Annotated in this window: 16 protein-coding genes; 7 read left to right on the top strand and 9 right to left on the bottom strand. The window is 58.4% G+C overall.

From position 1 onward, the window contains the following. Window positions 1-51: 51 nt before the first annotated feature. From J3P95_RS08040 to J3P95_RS08065, 6 genes are all read right to left on the bottom strand, one after another. Complete coding sequence (locus J3P95_RS08040; protein WP_434577918.1) at window positions 52-1,386, bottom strand: Ig-like domain-containing protein; 1,335 nt, start codon at window positions 1,384-1,386, stop codon at window positions 52-54. Between the two features lie 229 nt (window positions 1,387-1,615). Continuing rightward, window positions 1,616-2,038 (bottom strand): hypothetical protein, encoded by a 423-nt coding sequence (locus J3P95_RS08045; RefSeq protein ID WP_434561970.1) that lies wholly within the window; start codon window positions 2,036-2,038, stop codon window positions 1,616-1,618. Window positions 2,039-2,200: 162 nt separating this feature from the next. After that, window positions 2,201-4,186 (bottom strand): hypothetical protein, encoded by a 1,986-nt coding sequence (locus tag J3P95_RS08050; RefSeq protein WP_434626469.1) that lies wholly within the window; start codon window positions 4,184-4,186, stop codon window positions 2,201-2,203. Between the two features lie 384 nt (window positions 4,187-4,570). Beyond that, complete coding sequence (locus J3P95_RS08055) at window positions 4,571-4,960, bottom strand: YbaN family protein (RefSeq protein ID WP_434561974.1); 390 nt, start codon at window positions 4,958-4,960, stop codon at window positions 4,571-4,573. A gap of 8 nt (window positions 4,961-4,968) precedes the next feature. Continuing rightward, window positions 4,969-5,556 carry a UPF0149 family protein gene (locus J3P95_RS08060; RefSeq protein WP_434561976.1) on the bottom strand — a complete coding sequence of 196 codons (588 nt, stop codon included), beginning with the start codon at window positions 5,554-5,556 and terminating at the stop codon, window positions 4,969-4,971. A gap of 110 nt (window positions 5,557-5,666) precedes the next feature. After that, entirely contained in the window at window positions 5,667-6,272 is a 606-nt protein-coding gene (locus J3P95_RS08065) for a TetR/AcrR family transcriptional regulator (protein WP_186636170.1), read from the bottom strand. 131 nt (window positions 6,273-6,403) lie between these two features. On the opposite strand from J3P95_RS08065, the gene J3P95_RS08070 reads away from it, so the two are divergent. Further along, the gene (locus J3P95_RS08070; protein WP_434561978.1) at window positions 6,404-7,318 is read left to right on the top strand and encodes a DUF808 domain-containing protein; all 915 of its coding nucleotides are present in this window, start codon (window positions 6,404-6,406) and stop codon (window positions 7,316-7,318) included. Window positions 7,319-7,382: 64 nt separating this feature from the next. Here J3P95_RS08070 and J3P95_RS08075 read toward each other — a convergent pair whose 3' ends face one another. Beyond that, window positions 7,383-8,171 carry an MlaA family lipoprotein gene (locus J3P95_RS08075; protein WP_186636176.1) on the bottom strand — a complete coding sequence of 263 codons (789 nt, stop codon included), beginning with the start codon at window positions 8,169-8,171 and terminating at the stop codon, window positions 7,383-7,385. Further along, the gene (locus J3P95_RS08080; protein WP_434577913.1) at window positions 8,164-9,462 is read right to left on the bottom strand and encodes a serine/threonine protein kinase; all 1,299 of its coding nucleotides are present in this window, start codon (window positions 9,460-9,462) and stop codon (window positions 8,164-8,166) included. The genes J3P95_RS08075 and J3P95_RS08080 overlap by 8 nt, the downstream gene beginning before the upstream one ends. Before the next feature lie 427 nt (window positions 9,463-9,889). On the opposite strand from J3P95_RS08080, the gene J3P95_RS08085 reads away from it, so the two are divergent. From J3P95_RS08085 to J3P95_RS08095, 3 genes are all read left to right on the top strand, one after another. Continuing rightward, the gene (locus J3P95_RS08085) at window positions 9,890-10,744 is read left to right on the top strand and encodes a glycine betaine ABC transporter substrate-binding protein (protein WP_434561982.1); all 855 of its coding nucleotides are present in this window, start codon (window positions 9,890-9,892) and stop codon (window positions 10,742-10,744) included. Between the two features lie 225 nt (window positions 10,745-10,969). Then, the gene (locus J3P95_RS08090) at window positions 10,970-11,281 is read left to right on the top strand and encodes a DUF485 domain-containing protein (protein WP_434561983.1); all 312 of its coding nucleotides are present in this window, start codon (window positions 10,970-10,972) and stop codon (window positions 11,279-11,281) included. Continuing rightward, window positions 11,278-12,936, top strand: coding sequence for a cation acetate symporter (locus tag J3P95_RS08095; protein WP_434577910.1), 1,659 nt, complete (start codon window positions 11,278-11,280; stop codon window positions 12,934-12,936). Before J3P95_RS08090 ends, J3P95_RS08095 begins: the two co-directional genes overlap by 4 nt. A gap of 240 nt (window positions 12,937-13,176) precedes the next feature. Here J3P95_RS08095 and gltA read toward each other — a convergent pair whose 3' ends face one another. Beyond that, window positions 13,177-14,466 (bottom strand): citrate synthase, encoded by a 1,290-nt coding sequence (gltA, locus tag J3P95_RS08100; RefSeq protein ID WP_186611589.1) that lies wholly within the window; start codon window positions 14,464-14,466, stop codon window positions 13,177-13,179. 365 nt (window positions 14,467-14,831) lie between these two features. Here gltA and sdhC point away from each other — a divergent pair, with 365 nt between their 5' ends. Genes sdhC through sdhA form a run of 3 tightly spaced genes read left to right on the top strand, consistent with a single transcriptional unit; the run spans window position 14,832 to window position 17,344 of the window. Continuing rightward, entirely contained in the window at window positions 14,832-15,206 is a 375-nt protein-coding gene (gene sdhC / locus J3P95_RS08105) for a succinate dehydrogenase, cytochrome b556 subunit (protein ID WP_024780620.1), read from the top strand. After that, window positions 15,200-15,568, top strand: coding sequence for a succinate dehydrogenase, hydrophobic membrane anchor protein (gene sdhD / locus J3P95_RS08110; RefSeq protein ID WP_003179222.1), 369 nt, complete (start codon window positions 15,200-15,202; stop codon window positions 15,566-15,568). The genes sdhC and sdhD overlap by 7 nt, the downstream gene beginning before the upstream one ends. Before the next feature lie 3 nt (window positions 15,569-15,571). Beyond that, complete coding sequence (gene sdhA / locus J3P95_RS08115) at window positions 15,572-17,344, top strand: succinate dehydrogenase flavoprotein subunit (RefSeq protein ID WP_434561987.1); 1,773 nt, start codon at window positions 15,572-15,574, stop codon at window positions 17,342-17,344. The last annotated feature ends 10 nt before the right edge of the window (window positions 17,345-17,354 follow it).

Consider the following 17,354-nt stretch of genomic DNA (forward strand, 5'->3'; position numbering starts at 1 on the left):
TATGTTCACCGTAAAACCGTTTAGAACTTGTCCAGCACCTTACATTCGAAGCTACAGCCTCTTTATTGCCGGAAACACGTTACTGCCTGGATATATTTTTTCCTCAGGGATGTCCGAATCCAGGTTGACAGCCCAAGCCGTACCATCTGTCCACACGTTGGTCGATGACCAATACCAACCCGGAGGCCAACCCAATGCGATGGCTACAGGCCCGTGCGAGGGAAAGTACAGCGCCCAGAATCTCTTCATCTGCGTCATGTCCAAGTGAACTTCCGGATCAGGTCTGGCAGCGGAATAGTTTGCGTCCCACCACATCCCATCGACTCTTTCGACCCACCTGACGTTTGAAAATGTGATTTGGTAGGAAACTGTGCTTTTGTTTGCATCGGTGGCTGTGATACGCGCCACGCCATTCCCTGCCGCTCGCACCAGGCCGGAGCCACTGTCAACCATGGCGATGTTGTTATCGGACGACGTGTATACGTAAGGAGCAGTTCCCCCCGTAGCGGTACGCATATACGTTGCCGTGGCGTCATCGGGGGGCATTGTGGGTGGCCGCCCACGCACTATGAAATAATCTGACGCAGATTGACTGTAATCTGAGGGATCAATCGATAGCGGCACCCCCTCGAGGTCGATCTTCAGAAGTATGGGCACCGATTCGTTGGAATTGCCCAGTCGGTCTGTCACCCTGTACCAAAATGGCAGCACGGGCACCCCGGCCTCCGCAGTGCGGCCCGTCATTGCTTCTTTGAATGTCTGAGTGAACAGTGTGTCCACCAACGGAGGCGCGGGTGCCGTTACGTTGTGTAAGCGGGTCACGGTACCCAGATTGAATTCAATTTCGTCAAGATTTCGCTGATAAGTGTATTTAAAACCAAACTTCACCCCCGCTTCCGCCTGCTGGGCGGTGATGGACTCATTTGCGCGGATCTCGGGCGGCAGTTCCAGAACCATGTTGGTCTCCGGCGGCTCTCCGGGAGACAGCGAGTGATAGAGCACCTGCAACGCCTCTGACTTCCCGAAATTCTGACTGCCACGGGTGATATTGTAGTGCAAGTCGTTGACCCCATTAATTAACAACTTGGGGGGAATATACAATCCGATACGGTTGTTTACTTCATCCTTCAGGACGGTATGGGTTGCTACGGGGGTTCTCCCGTTATTGACGTAGAGCTCAACTTGATCATACTCCTCCATTTTTCTGGAGTCGCGCTGAAGTACGGTCCATGGATCGACCACGCAGAGTAGGCTTTTGGTATCGTTATAAATACTTTTGGGTATACCTCCGTGTGCAATGTCTCCCGGTTCGAATTGTTTCCAGCCAGGAATCCACACGGGGAACAGTTCGAACAACTCGTTCCAGTCGGAAGATTGAATATCCATGTTGTTCTCCTGCCAAGTAATGATTGTGATCTTTGAACTCGCTTATCTAATCCTTTGGCCGGAAGGCTGACTACTGTCAGGTTTGACAGGTGCGCGCCGGTTTCGGACGAGCGGTTGGGCAGGCGGGGCGGTGATCATTAACGTGCTTGCGAGGCGTCCCACAATAAGTGTCGCGGCTTCAGGTGGGCCGTTGTCGCGAGCAACTCGCAGCCACAGAGGTCGGCGTGAGTCACGCTACCAGTTCATGCACCAGCAAACTGAGCGTCGACGAATATTCGTATGCTCGCGCGGCCGACCGCCACAAGGCGTAACTCACCCTGACACGCTGCCCCATGTTGGGCATGACACACTCGACACCTACCGTGAAACGCACTGGTTGGTCTTCGACAACGTCCGTGACCGTCAGCCGGCCGCGAGTGCATCCCGACGGGGTGGTCCCTTGCCAGCTAACAATCAGAACGTCGTTGCGGGTCATCTGCGGATACTCGATCAGCACATGAACGGTTTCGAACACTCTGGACAGGTCGAGCACATCCGTTGGAGCTTCCTCCACTCTCGGGCAGGGCAGCGTGGCGGATTCGCAAGGGACGTGAGGCGTTGCTTGGTTGTTCAATGAAATGTCGGAAGAAAATGGAGTCGAGATATTTGACATGACCACGCTCCTTGCGAGGACAACGCTCTGGATTCAAGCAGTTTGGGTGTGATCTGATTGAGCCTCTGCGGCATCGGCCTGGCTACTGTCAGGATTGACAGGTGCGGATGGTTTTTGGACGAGCGGTTGAAGCGATAGGTATTTCGCTCAACCGCGCCCTGTTCAGTTTGTAAAATTGATCCTCCATCCAATCGAAGACACATCTTCATTAAGCCAATAACCTGGCTTGGCACGGCATTCCTTGAAGCCGCCCTCGGCGCGAGGAACTTGAACTGACCACTCTCCATTTAGATTCGCGGTGACAGGCTCTAGAGCGACGGTATTCACCATGACCTGAACCGGGACGCCAGGTACCGCGAATCCGCTCAGGGTGACAAAGGCCCCGGAGGTTGAGTCGCCATTGGGTATTGAATTGCCGCCTGGGTCCCTGGCAACCAGGATGCTCGGTCGAAGAACGGATCGAACCCAGATGTGGGAGATTTCATAATCGTTTCCTCCTCCCGTCGCGACGTGGCTGAGGATTCTGAAGGCGATCTCTTCATCAGCCGAAATTTCCGGGAGTCTGCCGGCGAGCCCCACCCAGTCTGCACTGCTGATTGGAGTCGCCGGGGTTAGTTCTGCTTGTGTACTAGTTTCCAAGGACAGGATTGGCACAACCTGTTCGTGTACGATTCGGCGAGTTCGAATGGCAAACTCATAGGCCATGAATTTTCTGATTTGAAGCCTCTTGAACAGAATGATCCCGTTGCTTGCCTGGCTATAGGTCATGTTGTGCAGTACCCAGCCTTCTCCAGGGGCCTGGTACCTGAGCAAGTCGTCTGGGTGACTTGCAGCCGGGCCCTTGTTCCACCCGTCGTAATCTTTTTCGAATGTCGAGGTGCTATTGAAGGATTCGACAATTGTCAGTACCCACGTATTGGAATCTGTTCCACCTGGCCGTTCACGGGCAACCAGATTGCGGACGCCACCTATTTCAAGCGTGACGGTCACACCTCTCCACGCACCAGACGCGTCGCTCTGAGCAGTGCCGACCTGTGTGAACCCATCGTATATTCCTACCGTGCTTGACGGAGCTGCTTTTCCGTAAACCACTACCTGCCGATACAGCGTGGTTGCGCCTTGCACAATAGCAATGCCGTTGCCGTCCTCAACCCCGAGGATTACTGGCACTTCACCCGGGCCGCCTTGCCCGATAACAGTCGCATGTGCGGTTCGCGAGGTCCCCCGCAATTCAATGCCTCTCAACAGTTCATATGACATTTCTACGGTGCTGTTCGGGATGACTTTATCCTTTGGAATCTCAAGTATGCAGGGGATTTTCTGTCCAAACTGATCCGTTTCTACGGTGCCTGTCACGGAGAAAGTGACATCCGGCTGGCCGGCGACTTTCGTGACGTAGATCGCCTCGATCGTATCCCCCGGCATAAAATGCGGGTCGCTGGTCAAGATGATCAGCCACAGGTCGTCGCCCAGCTTTTCGAGGTCGATGAGGCTGGGATCGTCGTCCGAGTCGCCGAGAATTTCCCGCGGGATGGGTGCCGGCAGTTGCACACGACGGACATGAATATCCATATATTCTTCTGACGACTGGTTGGAGTTACCCAATTGGTCAGTCACTCTGAATTGAAGCGCCGCCCTGGGATTGTCCCCCGCCCGTAGGAATTCTTCGGTGCCCAGAATCTTCACCACTGGGCTCGGAAGATCCGGTACATCAAATAGTTCGTCCGTGAGGCCTATAGAAAAGCTGATGTGGTCGTAATTACGCCGATAGGGATAGGTAAAACCAAACTCCACGCCCCGCGCAGCCTCCTCGGGGCCGACCCCTGTTTTAATCACCTCTGGCGGGATTGTGAGAACCATGTCTGCGCTAGGATCACCCGGTGCCTTCAGGTGATACAGCACGTTCACTTTACTGGAAGGGCTGCTGATATTTTCGCTGGGACGCTGCACCGTGTAGTGCAGCTTGTTCACCCCGTCCCTCAATCTCCCTTTGGGGAGGTCGAATAAAAAGTACTCTTGATTTTCCTGTTCCGGCTGGACGGTGAAACCTGCTTCAGGGATCCGCACGTCGTTGACATACACCTCAACTCGATCAAGCACCGCCATGGTTCGAGGGCCGCTTTGAAGAGGCGTCCATGAGTAGATCATGCACTGCAATCCCTCATGATAAAGGGCTATAGGGATACCGGCGTAAGCGGTACCTTCCGGTAGCACTGGCCTTACCCACCCAAAAATGTAGATAGGCACGAGATCGAATGGGTGGTTCAAGACGGACGATGGGATGTCCATAAGGTTACCTGGCAAATGACGGGCGTGAGACCTTCCGGTGCAGGATCATGAGACTTCAGGCGGGGAAGGCCGGCAACTGTCAGAACTTACAGGTGCGGCCAGGTTATCGACGGAAGGTAGGTTGAAATTTGCAGGGCGGGCTCCGCAGGTCCTTGCTCCGTGGGGGCGCGATTGACAGGTGCGGATGGTTTTTGGACGAGCGGTTGGGGGATGTACCGACAAACACTCAAGCTGCGTTCAGCATCAGCGCAGCGTCTTTTGCCTGAGGATATAAATCGTCACCAGCACCGCGCTGGCCAGCATGAACCCGCGCGCCCACGGCAGTGGCACCAGATAACAGGACAACAGGATGCTCGCCCACATCAGGCCGATGGCGTAGACCTTGCCCTTGAGCGGGATGCCGTTGCCGCTGAGGTAGTCGCTGATCCACGGGCCGAGGCGGGGATGTTCCACCAGCCATTGATAGAAACGCGGCGAACTGCGGGCGAAGCACGCGGCGGCCAGCAGCAGGAAGGGGGTGGTGGGGAGGACGGGAACGAAGATGCCGATGACCCCCAGCACCACGCTCAACCAGCCGATGGCCAGTAGAGCGTAACGCAGGATCAGCGGGCGGTTGCCGACGGGCGAGGGCACCCGGTCACTCAGTGGTGGCGCGGCTTGAGGATCGCCGGTTTCTCGTCCGGGGCGTTGCACAGCAGGTACAGGGCGGTGAGGGCTTCGGGGATCTGGACGATCATGTCATCCATCAGGTTCGCGTCGGCGGCGATGTCGGAGAACTCCGGTTGCTCGTCGAACAGGCCGGAACCGACCATGATCGGCAGGAGCATTTCGCTGACTTCCTCTTCGGCGGTTTCGAACCAGGCGGCTTCGCGCAGGAACACGCCTTCCATGAAGCCGATGCACCAGCCACGCAGTTCCGAATCGTCCGGGTCATCGCCCAGGTCCAGTTCGCACGGCAGTTCGAATTCTTCGTCGGACGCCAGTTGACGGGCGATGTGGGCCTTGAGGCCAACCAGTGTGGCTTCGATCTCGGCGCGCTGGGCTTCGTCCGCGTAATGTGGCTCTTCGGCGAACAGGGCATCGATCCATTCACGCTCCGGCACCGATTCTGCGCAGATGGACAGAGCGGTCAGATAGCCGTGAGCGGCCACGTAATCCAGCGCCTCTTCGTGCAGCTCATCGGCGTCGAGGAAGACTTGCAGGCGGGTCAGTTGCTCAGCGAAGGACATTACGGGCTACCTTGGGGAATAAACAATGCGGGAATTCTAGGCCTTCTTGAGCGTCCAGGCCAGCCGCGTGGCGTATTTGCTTCTCGGTGGTGTGGCTGGACGCGCCGGTATCAGTCGGGTGCGCAGCCCTTCAACACCAACCGAATGATGGTCTGTGCCGCCGCTTCATAATCGGCTTCATCGAGCTTGGCTTTGCCCGTTACTGCGCTGATCTGCCAGTCGAAGTCGGCATAGGTCTGGGTGGCGGCCCAGATGCTGAACATCAGGTGGTTGGGGTCGATGGGGGCGATCTGGCCGCGGTCGATCCAGGTCTGGATGCAGTCGATGTTGTGCCGGGCCTGGGCATTGAGTTGTTCAACGAGGTCGGCGCTCAGGTGCGGGGCGCCGTGCATGATTTCGCTGGCGAAGACTTTCGAGGCGAAGGGCAGGTCGCGGGAGATGCGGATCTTGGAGCGGATGTAGTGGCTCAGCACCTCGCCCGGCTCGCCGTCGGCGTTGAAGGGCGTGGAGGCCTGGAGGATCGGCTCGATGATGCTTTCCAATACCTCGCGGTAAAGGTTTTCCTTGGATTTGAAGTAATAGTAGACGTTGGGTTTGGGCAGGCCCGCCTTGGCCGCGATGTCGCTGGTTTTGGTCGCGGCGAAGCCCTTGTCGGCAAACTCTTCGCTGGCGGCACGCAGGATCAATTCTTTGTTGCGCTCGCGGATAGTGCTCATAAACCCTGGGGTTCCTTGCCGGTTCTGGCGGTGGCGCATGGTAGCACCGGGCTCGCGCGGCGCTCAAGAATGCCCATGCAAGCACCGCTCGCGCTATGCTGCGCAGCATTATTTATTCAAGGAGTCCCTTCATGGCTGGAAGCAGTTTGCTGGTACTGATCGACGACATCGCCGCCGTGCTCGACGATGTCGCGCTGATGACCAAGATGGCGGCCAAGAAAACCGCTGGTGTACTCGGTGATGACCTGGCGCTCAATGCCCAGCAAGTGTCCGGTGTGCGGGCCGAGCGGGAGCTGCCGGTGGTCTGGGCGGTGGCCAAGGGATCGTTTATCAACAAGCTGATCCTGGTGCCCTCGGCGCTGGCCATCAGTGTTTTCGTGCCCTGGCTGGTGACGCCGTTGCTGATGGTCGGCGGCGCCTACCTGTGTTTCGAAGGGTTCGAAAAGCTTGCCCACAAGTTCCTCCACAGCAAGGCTGAAAACCAGGCCGAGCACGCGCAATTGGTCGAGGCGGTGGCCGATCCGGCGGTGGATCTGGTGGCCTTCGAAAAGGACAAGATCAAGGGCGCGGTGCGTACCGACTTCATCCTCTCGGCGGAAATCATCGCCATCACCCTAGGCACTGTCGCCGATGCGCCGCTGACCCAGCAGATCATCGTGCTGTCAGGCATCGCCATTGTCATGACCGTCGGCGTCTATGGCCTGGTGGCCGGTATCGTCAAGCTCGATGACCTGGGCTTGTGGCTGACCCAGAAACCGGGCCAGGCCGCCAAGAGCATCGGCGGGGCCATCCTGCGCGCAGCGCCCTACATGATGAAGAGCCTGTCGGTGATCGGCACGGCGGCGATGTTCCTGGTTGGCGGGGGCATCCTGACCCATGGCGTGCCGGCGGTGCATCATTGGATCGAAGGCGTGGCAGCCAGTGCCGGCGGCGCCGGTTTTATCGTGCCGATGCTGCTCAATGCCGTGGCCGGGATCGTGGCGGGTGCGGTGGTGCTGGCGGGGGTGATGGCGGTGAGCAAGGTCTGGAAGACCTTCAAGAAATAGAGCAGGCGCCCAAGAACCACCGTGGGGAGCCAGTCTGCTCCCACGGTGGTCGGTCGGCTGATGTTTACTCGGCGATCTGCAACTTGCGCGATTCGGTGTACACGTAGCGCACTTTTTCGTACTCGAACGGCGAGTTCAGCTGGCCATAGCGGAAACTGGTCTGGTAGCGCTTGTCCACGCCACGCAAAAGCAGCAGTTCCGGGTGGTTGGAACTGACCTCGGCGACGTTCAGGAAGTTGATCGCCGACTCGGCCGTGTAGTCCACCAGCAAGCCCGAGGTATCGCGCAGGTTCGACGGGCCGAAGATCGGCAGCACGAAGTACGCGCCGCCGGGCACGCCGTAGTAGCCCAAGGTCTGGCCGAAATCTTCGCTCTGGCGCGGCAGGCCCATGGCCGTGGCCGGGTCCCACAGGCCGGCGATGCCGACGGTCGTGTTGAGCAACAGTCGCGCCGTGGTTTCCATCGAACGCTTGCCCTTGAATTGCAGCAGGCTGTTCATCAGGTTCGGCACGTCCCCCAGGTTATTGAAGAAGTTGCTGACCCCCGTACGCACGAAGCTCGGCGTGACGTAGCGGTAGCCATCGACGACAGGCAGGAAGACCCATTGGTCGAAGCGGTAGTTGAAGTGGTAGACGCGACGGTTCCAGGATTCCAGCGGGTCGTAGACGTTCAGGGCGTTGAGCGTCGAGCGTTCGAATTCACGCTGGTCCAGGCCGGGGTTGAACTTGAGCTTGGACAGCGGTTCCTTGAAGCCATCCGAATCCACCACCACGGGCGCGTTGGCCTTGCTGTTATCGGCGTGGACCATGCCAGCGCTCATTAATGCGGCAATAAGCAGAAGGTATTTAGCCACGGAAGAACTCCAGCATGGCGTCGCTGTTGACGCGATAGTTAAGGTTGCCGCAATGGCCGCCCAGTGGGTAAACCGTCAGGCGATCACCAAAGGTCTGGCGCAGGAAACCCAAGTCGCCTGGGCCGAGAATCACATCGTCGGCGTTGTGCATGACCGCGATCTTCGGGCTGGCCTGCAGATAATCCTTCAGGGCGTAGAGGCTGACCTGATCGACCAGTTGCAGCAGGCTGCCGCCGTCGGTGCGCGCGCGCCACATCGGAATCACTTGCTCAGTCAGGTAGCAATCGAAATCGCATTGCAGCGCGCGCTTGAGGAACGGCGTCAGGCTGGTGCTTTCAGTGATCGGGAACTTGGGCGGGATGATCAGGCCGCGACGGTTGATCAAGTCCGAGGTAAACGCGATGTCCGCCGCCGAGAAACGGAACGAGGTGCCGATCAGCATCGCCATCTGTTCGTTACTCAGGTGTTGCTTGGACTGCTGGAAGTCGTAGAGCAGGGCATCGTTGAGGTCGATGTAGCCTTTTTGCTGGAAGTAGCGGGTCAGCTTGTTCAGCACCAATTCATAGAAAGTGGTGCTGCTGCTGATGCCCTTGACCTCGGTCTGGACCAGTTTGTCGAGGTTGGTGATCGAGGTGTAGAGGTTCACCGGCGGGTTCAGCAACAGGACTTTCTTGAAGTTGAAGCTGCGCCGGGTTTCGTCCAGATGCGCGACAAACGCCGCGTCCAGGGCGCCCAGGCTATAGCCGGTCAGGTAGTACTCGGTGACGGGAAGTTTCGGGTTTTGCGCGCGCACCGCCTGCATCACCCGGTACATGTCTTCGGCATCTTCCTTGGTGATACCCGGGGTGGCGAATCGCGAGGCCGCGCTCATGAAGTCGAAGCTGGTTGGCGACGACAGTTGCACCACGTGATAACCGGCCTTGTAGTAAAGGCGCTTGAGGTACTCGTTGAGCGTGCTGTCGTACCGTGCGCCGGTGCCGGCGATCAGGAAGATCAGCGGCGCGGGTTTGTCCTGGGTAGCCATGCGGTAAGTGAGGCTTTTCACCGGCCAGAAGTTGTCCGGCAGGATGAATTCGCGTTCCGGGCGCAGGGTCAGGCTCTGGTCCGACTGGTTGATGTCCTCATTCAGCGGCAGCTCCGGGCGCAGCTCCGGCGGCGTGGTGGCAATGGTCGCCTCGAACGGGTTGGTCAAGGGGTAGCCATAGCTGGCGGCGTCGACATCCACCGCCAGCGCGGACGCACTCAAGATAAGGCCGCCGGCGAGGGCAGCGAAGCGCAAGGAACGGAGCATGACTGGATCCCTTAGAGGAAGGTGCCGAATGAAGTTCGCAGCCTATGACCACCGAAGCGAAGCCAAGTGCCATGACGGATGCAAAACAAGCGCGGGCGGGGCGCGATAGTAGCGGGACGATACACGGTGAGACGTGGTGACCGCTAGTGACTCGGCGGCTCGCTTGGTTCAGACATGCAAGATTTGATCGAAATTCGCGGGCTGAAACGCCTGGAATGGCTTGCTGGCTTTCTGATGTCGTTTCTCGCTGCCTCAGCGTCGCAGACAGAGCAGGTTCCAGATCGGCGCAGGTTGATGATCAGCCTGTCAGTACTCCACTGGCATTCGAACCGGTTTGCAGGCGAGCGTGATGGGGGCGCTGTGCACCATAACAATACGTTGACGCTGCTCGGCATCCGCCGGGCGCAGCACTTTCGGGGAAGTAACGATGAAGATGCGACGACTCTTGGGCGCAGGTGCCGCACTGGTACTTGCGATCAGCTCCACCCTGGCCAACGCCGAAACCAAAACCCTGAGCATTGGCTACGTTGACGGCTGGTCCGACAGCGTCGCGACCACCCACGTGGCCGCCGAAGTGATCAAGCAGAAGCTCGGTTATGACGTGAAGCTGCAAGCCGTGGCGACCGGGATCATGTGGCAAGGCGTGGCCACCGGCAAGCTCGACGCGATGCTCTCGGCCTGGCTGCCAGTGACCCATGGCGACTATTGGACCAAGAACAAGGATCAGGTGGTCGACTACGGCCCGAACTTCAAGGACGCTAAAATCGGCCTGATCGTGCCGGAGTACGTCAAGGCCAAGTCGCTTGAAGACCTCAAGACCGACGATTCCTTCAAGAAACGCATCGTCGGCATCGACGCCGGTTCAGGTGTGATGATCAAGACCGAACAGGCCATCAAGGACTACGACCTGACCGGTTATCAACTCAAGGCCAGTTCCGGTGCCGGCATGATTGCCGAGCTGACCCGCGCCGAGAAGAAAAACGAATCCATCGCGGTCACCGGTTGGGTTCCGCACTGGATGTTCGCCAAGTGGAAACTGCGCTTCCTGGAAGACCCGAAGGGCGTCTATGGCGCGGCTGAGACGGTAAACAGCATCGGCAGCAAAGGCCTGGAAGCCAAGGCGCCGGAAGTGGTCGCGTTCCTGAAAAAATTCCAATGGGCCTCGAAGGATGAAATCGGCGAAGTGATGCTGGCGATCCAGGAAGGTGCCAAGCCTGACGCCGCCGCCAAGGACTGGGTCGCCAAGCACCCGGACCGCGTGAAGGAGTGGACCGGCAAATAACCCGCCTGGTTGGGTGATTTCCTAAGGCCGCACGGCTCGCGTCGTGCGGCTTTTTTGTGCCTGGAATATTTGATCCTTGCGGTGCCCCTATGGCGGGCTGCGCGAATGTGCTGGAAACCGGCAAGGCAGTCATGTCGTTCTAATACTAAGGTCGTCTGGAACCTGGCCTTGAGCCGCATAGAGTAGCGTCGTTCCAACTTAATTTGTGCTGCGAGGATAAAAACAATGAACGACAGCATTTACCTCTCGATTCAAAACAGCCCGCGCTTCAAGGAGCTGGTGAAAAAGCGAGAGAAGTTCGCCTGGATTCTCTCGGCGATCATGCTTGGTTTGTATTCCGGCTTCATTCTTCTGATTGCCTACGGGCCTCACATCCTGGGAGCGAAGATCAGTCCCGAGTCGACGATTACTTGGGGTATCCCCATCGGGATTGGCCTGATTCTCTCGGCTTTCGTCCTGACCGGTATTTACGTACGACGTGCCAATGGCGAGTTCGACGACCTGAACAATGCGATTCTCAAGGAGGCTCAGCAATGATCCGGCGTCTACTGGCTCTATTGAGCATCGCAGCGTTTGCACCGGGCGTCTGGGCGGCTGATGCCGTGGCGGGGGCCGTGCAGAAACAGCCCCTCAACGTCGCGGCTATCTTGATGTTCGTGGCCTTCGTCGGCGCGACCCTGTACATCACGTACTGGGCATCCAAGAAAAACAACTCGGCGGCCGACTACTATGCGGCCGGCGGCAAGATCACCGGCTTCCAGAATGGCCTGGCAATCGCGGGCGACTACATGTCGGCGGCGTCCTTCCTGGGTATTTCCGCGCTGGTGTTCACGTCCGGTTATGACGGCCTGATCTACTCCATCGGCTTCCTGGTGGGCTGGCCGATCATTCTGTTCCTGATCGCCGAGCGCCTGCGCAACCTGGGTAAATACACCTTTGCCGACGTGGCGTCCTATCGCCTCGGGCAAACCCAGATCCGCAGTCTGTCCGCCTGCGGCTCGCTGGTGGTGGTAGCGTTCTACCTGATCGCGCAAATGGTCGGTGCCGGCAAGCTGATCCAGCTGCTGTTCGGCCTGGACTATCACGTTGCGGTGATCCTGGTCGGCATCCTGATGTGCCTCTATGTGTTGTTCGGCGGCATGCTGGCGACCACTTGGGTACAGATCATCAAGGCGGTGCTGTTGCTTTCGGGTGCTTCGTTCATGGCCTTGATGGTGATGAAGCACGTCAACTTCGACTTCAACATGCTGTTCTCCGAGGCTGTCAAGGTACACGCCAAGGGTGAAGCGATCATGAGTCCGGGCGGCTTGGTGAAGGATCCGATCTCGGCCTTCTCCCTCGGCTTGGCGCTGATGTTCGGTACTGCTGGCCTGCCACACATCCTGATGCGCTTCTTCACCGTGAGCGACGCCAAGGAAGCGCGCAAGAGCGTGCTGTACGCCACTGGCTTCATCGGCTACTTCTACATCCTGACCTTCATCATCGGCTTCGGCGCGATCCTGTTGGTCAGCACCAACCCGGCCTTCAAGGACGCGGCAGGTGCCTTGCTGGGCGGTAACAACATGGCGGCGGTGCACCTGTCCAACGCGGTTGGCGGCAGCATCTTCCTGGGCTTCATCTCGGCGGTGGCGTTCGCGACCATCCTGGCGGTGGTAGCGGGCCTGACCCTGGCCGGTGCCTCGGCGGTGTCCCATGACCTGTATGCCAGCGTGATCAAGAAAGGCAAGGCTAACGAGAAGGATGAGATTCGCGTCTCGAAAATCACCACCATCTGTCTGGCGGTGCTGGCGATCGGCCTGGGCATCCTGTTCGAGAAGCAGAACATCGCGTTCATGGTGGGCCTGGCGTTCTCCATCGCGGCGAGCTGCAACTTCCCGGTGCTGCTGCTTTCGATGTACTGGAAGAAGCTGACCACCCGTGGCGCCATGATCGGCGGCTGGCTGGGCCTGGTCAGTGCCGTGGGCCTGATGGTGCTCGGTCCGACCATTTGGGTGCAGATCATGGGTCACGAGAAGGCGATCTTCCCGTATGAATACCCTGCGCTGTTCTCGATGGCCATTGCGTTTGTGGGTATCTGGTTCTTCTCCATCACCGACAAGTCGGTTGAAGGCGCCAATGAGCGGGCGCTGTTCTTCCCGCAATTCGTGCGTTCGCAGACGGGGCTGGGTGCGAGTGGGGCGGTAAATCATTAAGAAGCAGCGGCAAGTTCTGAGCTGCAAGCTGCTAGTTAGAAGCAGCGTTATGTAGAGAGATACCCCTGTTGAGAGGCAGGGGTATTTTTTTGCCTTTGCCTTTGCCTTTGCCTTTGCCTGCAGCTTGAAGCTTGAAGCTTGAAGCTTGAAGCTTGAAGCTTGCAGCTTGCAGCTTGAAACTAACTAAACCCCAGCAAAAAAAAACGGCCTCATCAAGAGGCCGTTTTTTCTGGCTGGGGTTTAGTGCCGATCTTCCAGCTTGGTGATGTCACGCGACTCGTAGCCGGTGTACAACTGGCGTGGGCGGCCGATCTTGTACGGGCTGGAGAGCATTTCCTTCCAGTGGGAGATCCAGCCGACGGTCCGCGCCAGGGCGAAAATCACGGTGAACATACTGGTCGGGATGCCGATCGCCTTGAGGATGATCCCCGAGTAGAAGTCGACGTTCGGGTACAGCGAGCGCTCGATGAAGTACGGGTCGGTCAGGGCGATCTCTTCCAGGCGCATGGCCAGTTCGAGTTGCGGATCGTTCTTGATCCCCAGTTCCTTGAGCACTTCGTCGCAGGTCTGCTTCATGACGGTGGCGCGCGGGTCGCGGTTCTTGTAGACCCGGTGACCGAAGCCCATCAGCTTGAACGGATCGTTCTTGTCCTTGGCCTTGGCGATGAACTTGTCGATGTTCGAGACATCGCCGATTTCATCGAGCATGGTCAGTACCGCTTCGTTCGCACCGCCGTGGGCGGGGCCCCAGAGCGCGGCGATACCGGCGGCGATACAGGCGAACGGGTTGGCACCCGACGAGCCGGCCAGGCGTACGGTGGACGTGGAGGCGTTCTGCTCGTGGTCGGCATGGAGGATGAAGATCCGGTCCATGGCCTTGGCGAGCACCGGGCTGATCGGTTTGATCTCGCACGGGGTGTTGAACATCATATGCAGGAAGTTCTCTGCATAGGTCAGGTCGTTGCGCGGGTACATCATGGGCTGGCCCATGGAGTACTTGTAGACCATGGCCGCCAGGGTCGGCATCTTCGCCACCAGGCGGATCGCGGAGATTTCGCGATGCTGGGGGTTATTGATGTCCAGGGAGTCGTGGTAGAAGGCCGAGAGGGCGCCGACAACGCCGCACATGACGGCCATCGGGTGGGCATCGCGACGGAAGCCGTTGAAGAAGGTCTTCAACTGCTCGTGAACCATGGTGTGGTTCTTCACGGTGCTGACGAACTGGGCCTTTTGCTCTGCGGTTGGCAGCTCGCCGTTGAGCAGCAGGTAGCAGGTTTCCAGGTAGTCCGATTTTTCAGCCAGTTGCTCGATCGGGTAGCCGCGGTGCAGCAGGATGCCGTTGTCGCCGTCGATGTAGGTGATTTTCGACTCGCACGAAGCGGTCGACATGAAACCTGGGTCAAAGGTGAAACGGCCCGTGGCCGTCAGGCCCCGTACGTCGATTACATCGGGACCAACGGTGCCGGTTAAAATGGGCAGCTCGACGGGGGCTGCGCCCTCGATGATCAACTGCGCTTTTTTGTCAGCCATGTGGCCTCCTATTAATGCTTGGAATCATCAGACAGACCCCCCACGCAGGGCCCGCACCACTATAGTGAGATAAATCCGAATGTCAATTTGCCTAAAGTCTTGCTCCAGAAGGCTTTAACCGGACTTTTTCCGCGAAATTGACTGCCATTTACGCCTTTTATGGCGCTTGTGCAATGCGCTATTAGGGGAAGGTGAACGCGTTGTCATTAGTAGCCTAACTGTCTATACTCGGCCACCGACCGCCAGGGGCTTTTGGGCCTGCTTTCTTGGGGGTCGTCACTCCCTGGGTGGTGAGTACCTGACCAGTGCGCGCCCCAACAACTTTGCCCTGATTGTTAGGGGCTCTTCAGTGTGAAAAAAAAGCCGTGAAAAGCCAACGACCTGTAAACCTAGACCTAAGGACCATCAAACTCCCAGTCACTGCTTACACGTCCATTCTTCACCGTATTTCCGGTGTCATCCTCTTCGTCAGCCTGGCCATCATGCTTTACGCATTGGACAAGTCGCTCGATTCGGAAGAAGGCTTCGGTCAGGTGAAAGCGTGTCTGACCAGTCCGCTAGCCAAGCTAGTGATTTGGGGCATCCTGTCCGCCTTGCTGTATCACCTGGTAGCCGGCGTGCGCCACTTGATCATGGACATGGGCATCGGTGAGACGCTGGAAGGCGGCAAGCTGGGCTCGAAAATCGTTATCGCCGTTTCCGTGGTGGTAATCGTTCTGGCAGGAGTCTGGATATGGTAACCAACGTCACGAACCTCTCGCGTTCTGGCCTTTATGACTGGATGGCGCAACGTGTGTCGGCGGTCGTTCTCGCGGCTTATTTCATTTTCCTGATCGGATATGTAGTAGCCAACCCCGGCCTGGGCTACGCCCAATGGCACGAACTGTTTGCAAACAACTGGATGCGTATCTTCAGTCTGCTGGCACTTGTCGCACTCGGCGCTCACGCCTGGGTCGGCATGTGGACCATCGCCACCGACTACCTGACGCAGATGGCGTTCGGCAAGTCGGCGACTGCCGTACGTTTCCTCTTCCAGGCAGTATGCGGCGTTGCGATGTTCGCTTACTTCGTCTGGGGTGTGCAGATTCTCTGGGGTATCTGATTCATGGCTAACATTCCAACGATTTCTTTCGACGCCATCATCATTGGTGGTGGCGGTGCCGGCATGCGCGCAGCGCTGCAGCTGGCACAGGGCGGTCACAAGACTGCCGTGATCACCAAGGTTTTCCCGACCCGTTCGCACACTGTGTCCGCCCAGGGCGGCATCACTTGCGCCATCGCTTCGGCCGACCCGAACGATGACTGGCGCTGGCACATGTACGATACCGTCAAGGGTTCCGACTACATCGGTGACCAGGACGCTATCGAATACATGTGCCAGGAAGGCCCGGCTGCTGTTTACGAGCTGGACCACATGGGCATGCCGTTCTCGCGTACCGAACAGGGTCGTATCTACCAGCGTCCGTTCGGCGGCCAGTCGAAGGACTACGGCAAGGGCGGCCAGGCCGCACGTACTTGCGCGGCGTCCGACCGTACCGGTCACGCACTGCTGCACACCCTTTATCAGGGCAACCTGAAAGCCGGTACCGTGTTCCTGAACGAGTACTACGCTGTCGACCTGGTGAAGAACCAGGACGGCGCTTTTGTCGGCGTGATCGCGATCTGCATCGAAACCGGTGAAACCACCTACATCCGCGCCAAGGCCACCGTACTGGCGACCGGCGGTGCAGGGCGTATCTACGCGTCCACCACTAACGCCCTGATCAACACCGGTGACGGCGTCGGCATGGCACTGCGTGCCGGCGTGCCGGTACAAGACATCGAAATGTGGCAGTTCCACCCGACCGGCATCGCTGGCGCCGGTGTGCTGGTCACCGAAGGTTGCCGCGGAGAAGGCGGCTACCTGATCAACAAGCACGGCGAGCGTTTCATGGAGCGTTATGCGCCGAACGCCAAGGACCTGGCCGGTCGTGACGTTGTGGCTCGTTCGATGGTTAAAGAGATCATCGCCGGCAACGGCTGTGGCCCCAATGGCGACCACGTGATGCTCAAGCTCGATCACCTGGGCGAGGAAGTGCTGCATAGCCGGCTGCCAGGTATCTGCGAACTGTCCAAGACCTTCGCCCACGTCGATCCGGTCGTTGCGCCAGTTCCGGTCGTTCCAACCTGCCACTATATGATGGGCGGCGTTGCCACCAACATTCATGGCCAGGCGATCACCCAGGACGCCGAAGGCGTGGACCAAATCATCCCTGGCTTGTTCGCAGTAGGTGAAGTGGCTTGCGTATCCGTCCACGGTGCCAACCGCCTGGGCGGCAACTCGCTGCTCGACCTGGTGGTGTTCGGCCGTGCTGCCGGCCTGCATCTGGAGAAAGCGCTGACCGACGGTATCGAATACCGCGACGCCAGCGACACCGACATCGACGTGGCCCTCAAGCGCCTGGCCGGTCTCAACGAGCGTACCGAAGGCGAAGACGTCGCCACCCTGCGTCGCGAGCTGCAAAGCTGCATGCAGAACTACTTCGGTGTGTTCCGTACCGGCGAATACATGCAGAAGGGTATCGCCCAGCTCGCGCAATTGCGTGAACGAATTGCCAACGTGAAGATCAACGATAAGTCGCAGGCGTTCAACACTGCCCGTATCGAAGCGCTGGAATTGCAGAACCTGCTGGAAGTGGCCGAAGCCACCGCCATCGCGGCAGAAGTACGTAAAGAGTCCCGTGGTGCCCATGCCCGCGAAGACTATGAAGACCGTGACGACGAAAACTGGCTGTGCCACACCTTGTACTTCCCGGGTGATAAGCGCGTCACCAAGCGTGCCGTGAACTTCTCGCCGAAGACTGTTCCGACTTTCGAACCAAAAGTCCGGACTTATTAAGGGTGACCGC

It is taken from the genome of Pseudomonas sp. Z5-35, assembly GCF_051131945.1.
GTDB lineage: Bacteria > Pseudomonadota > Gammaproteobacteria > Pseudomonadales > Pseudomonadaceae > Aquipseudomonas > Aquipseudomonas marvdashtae.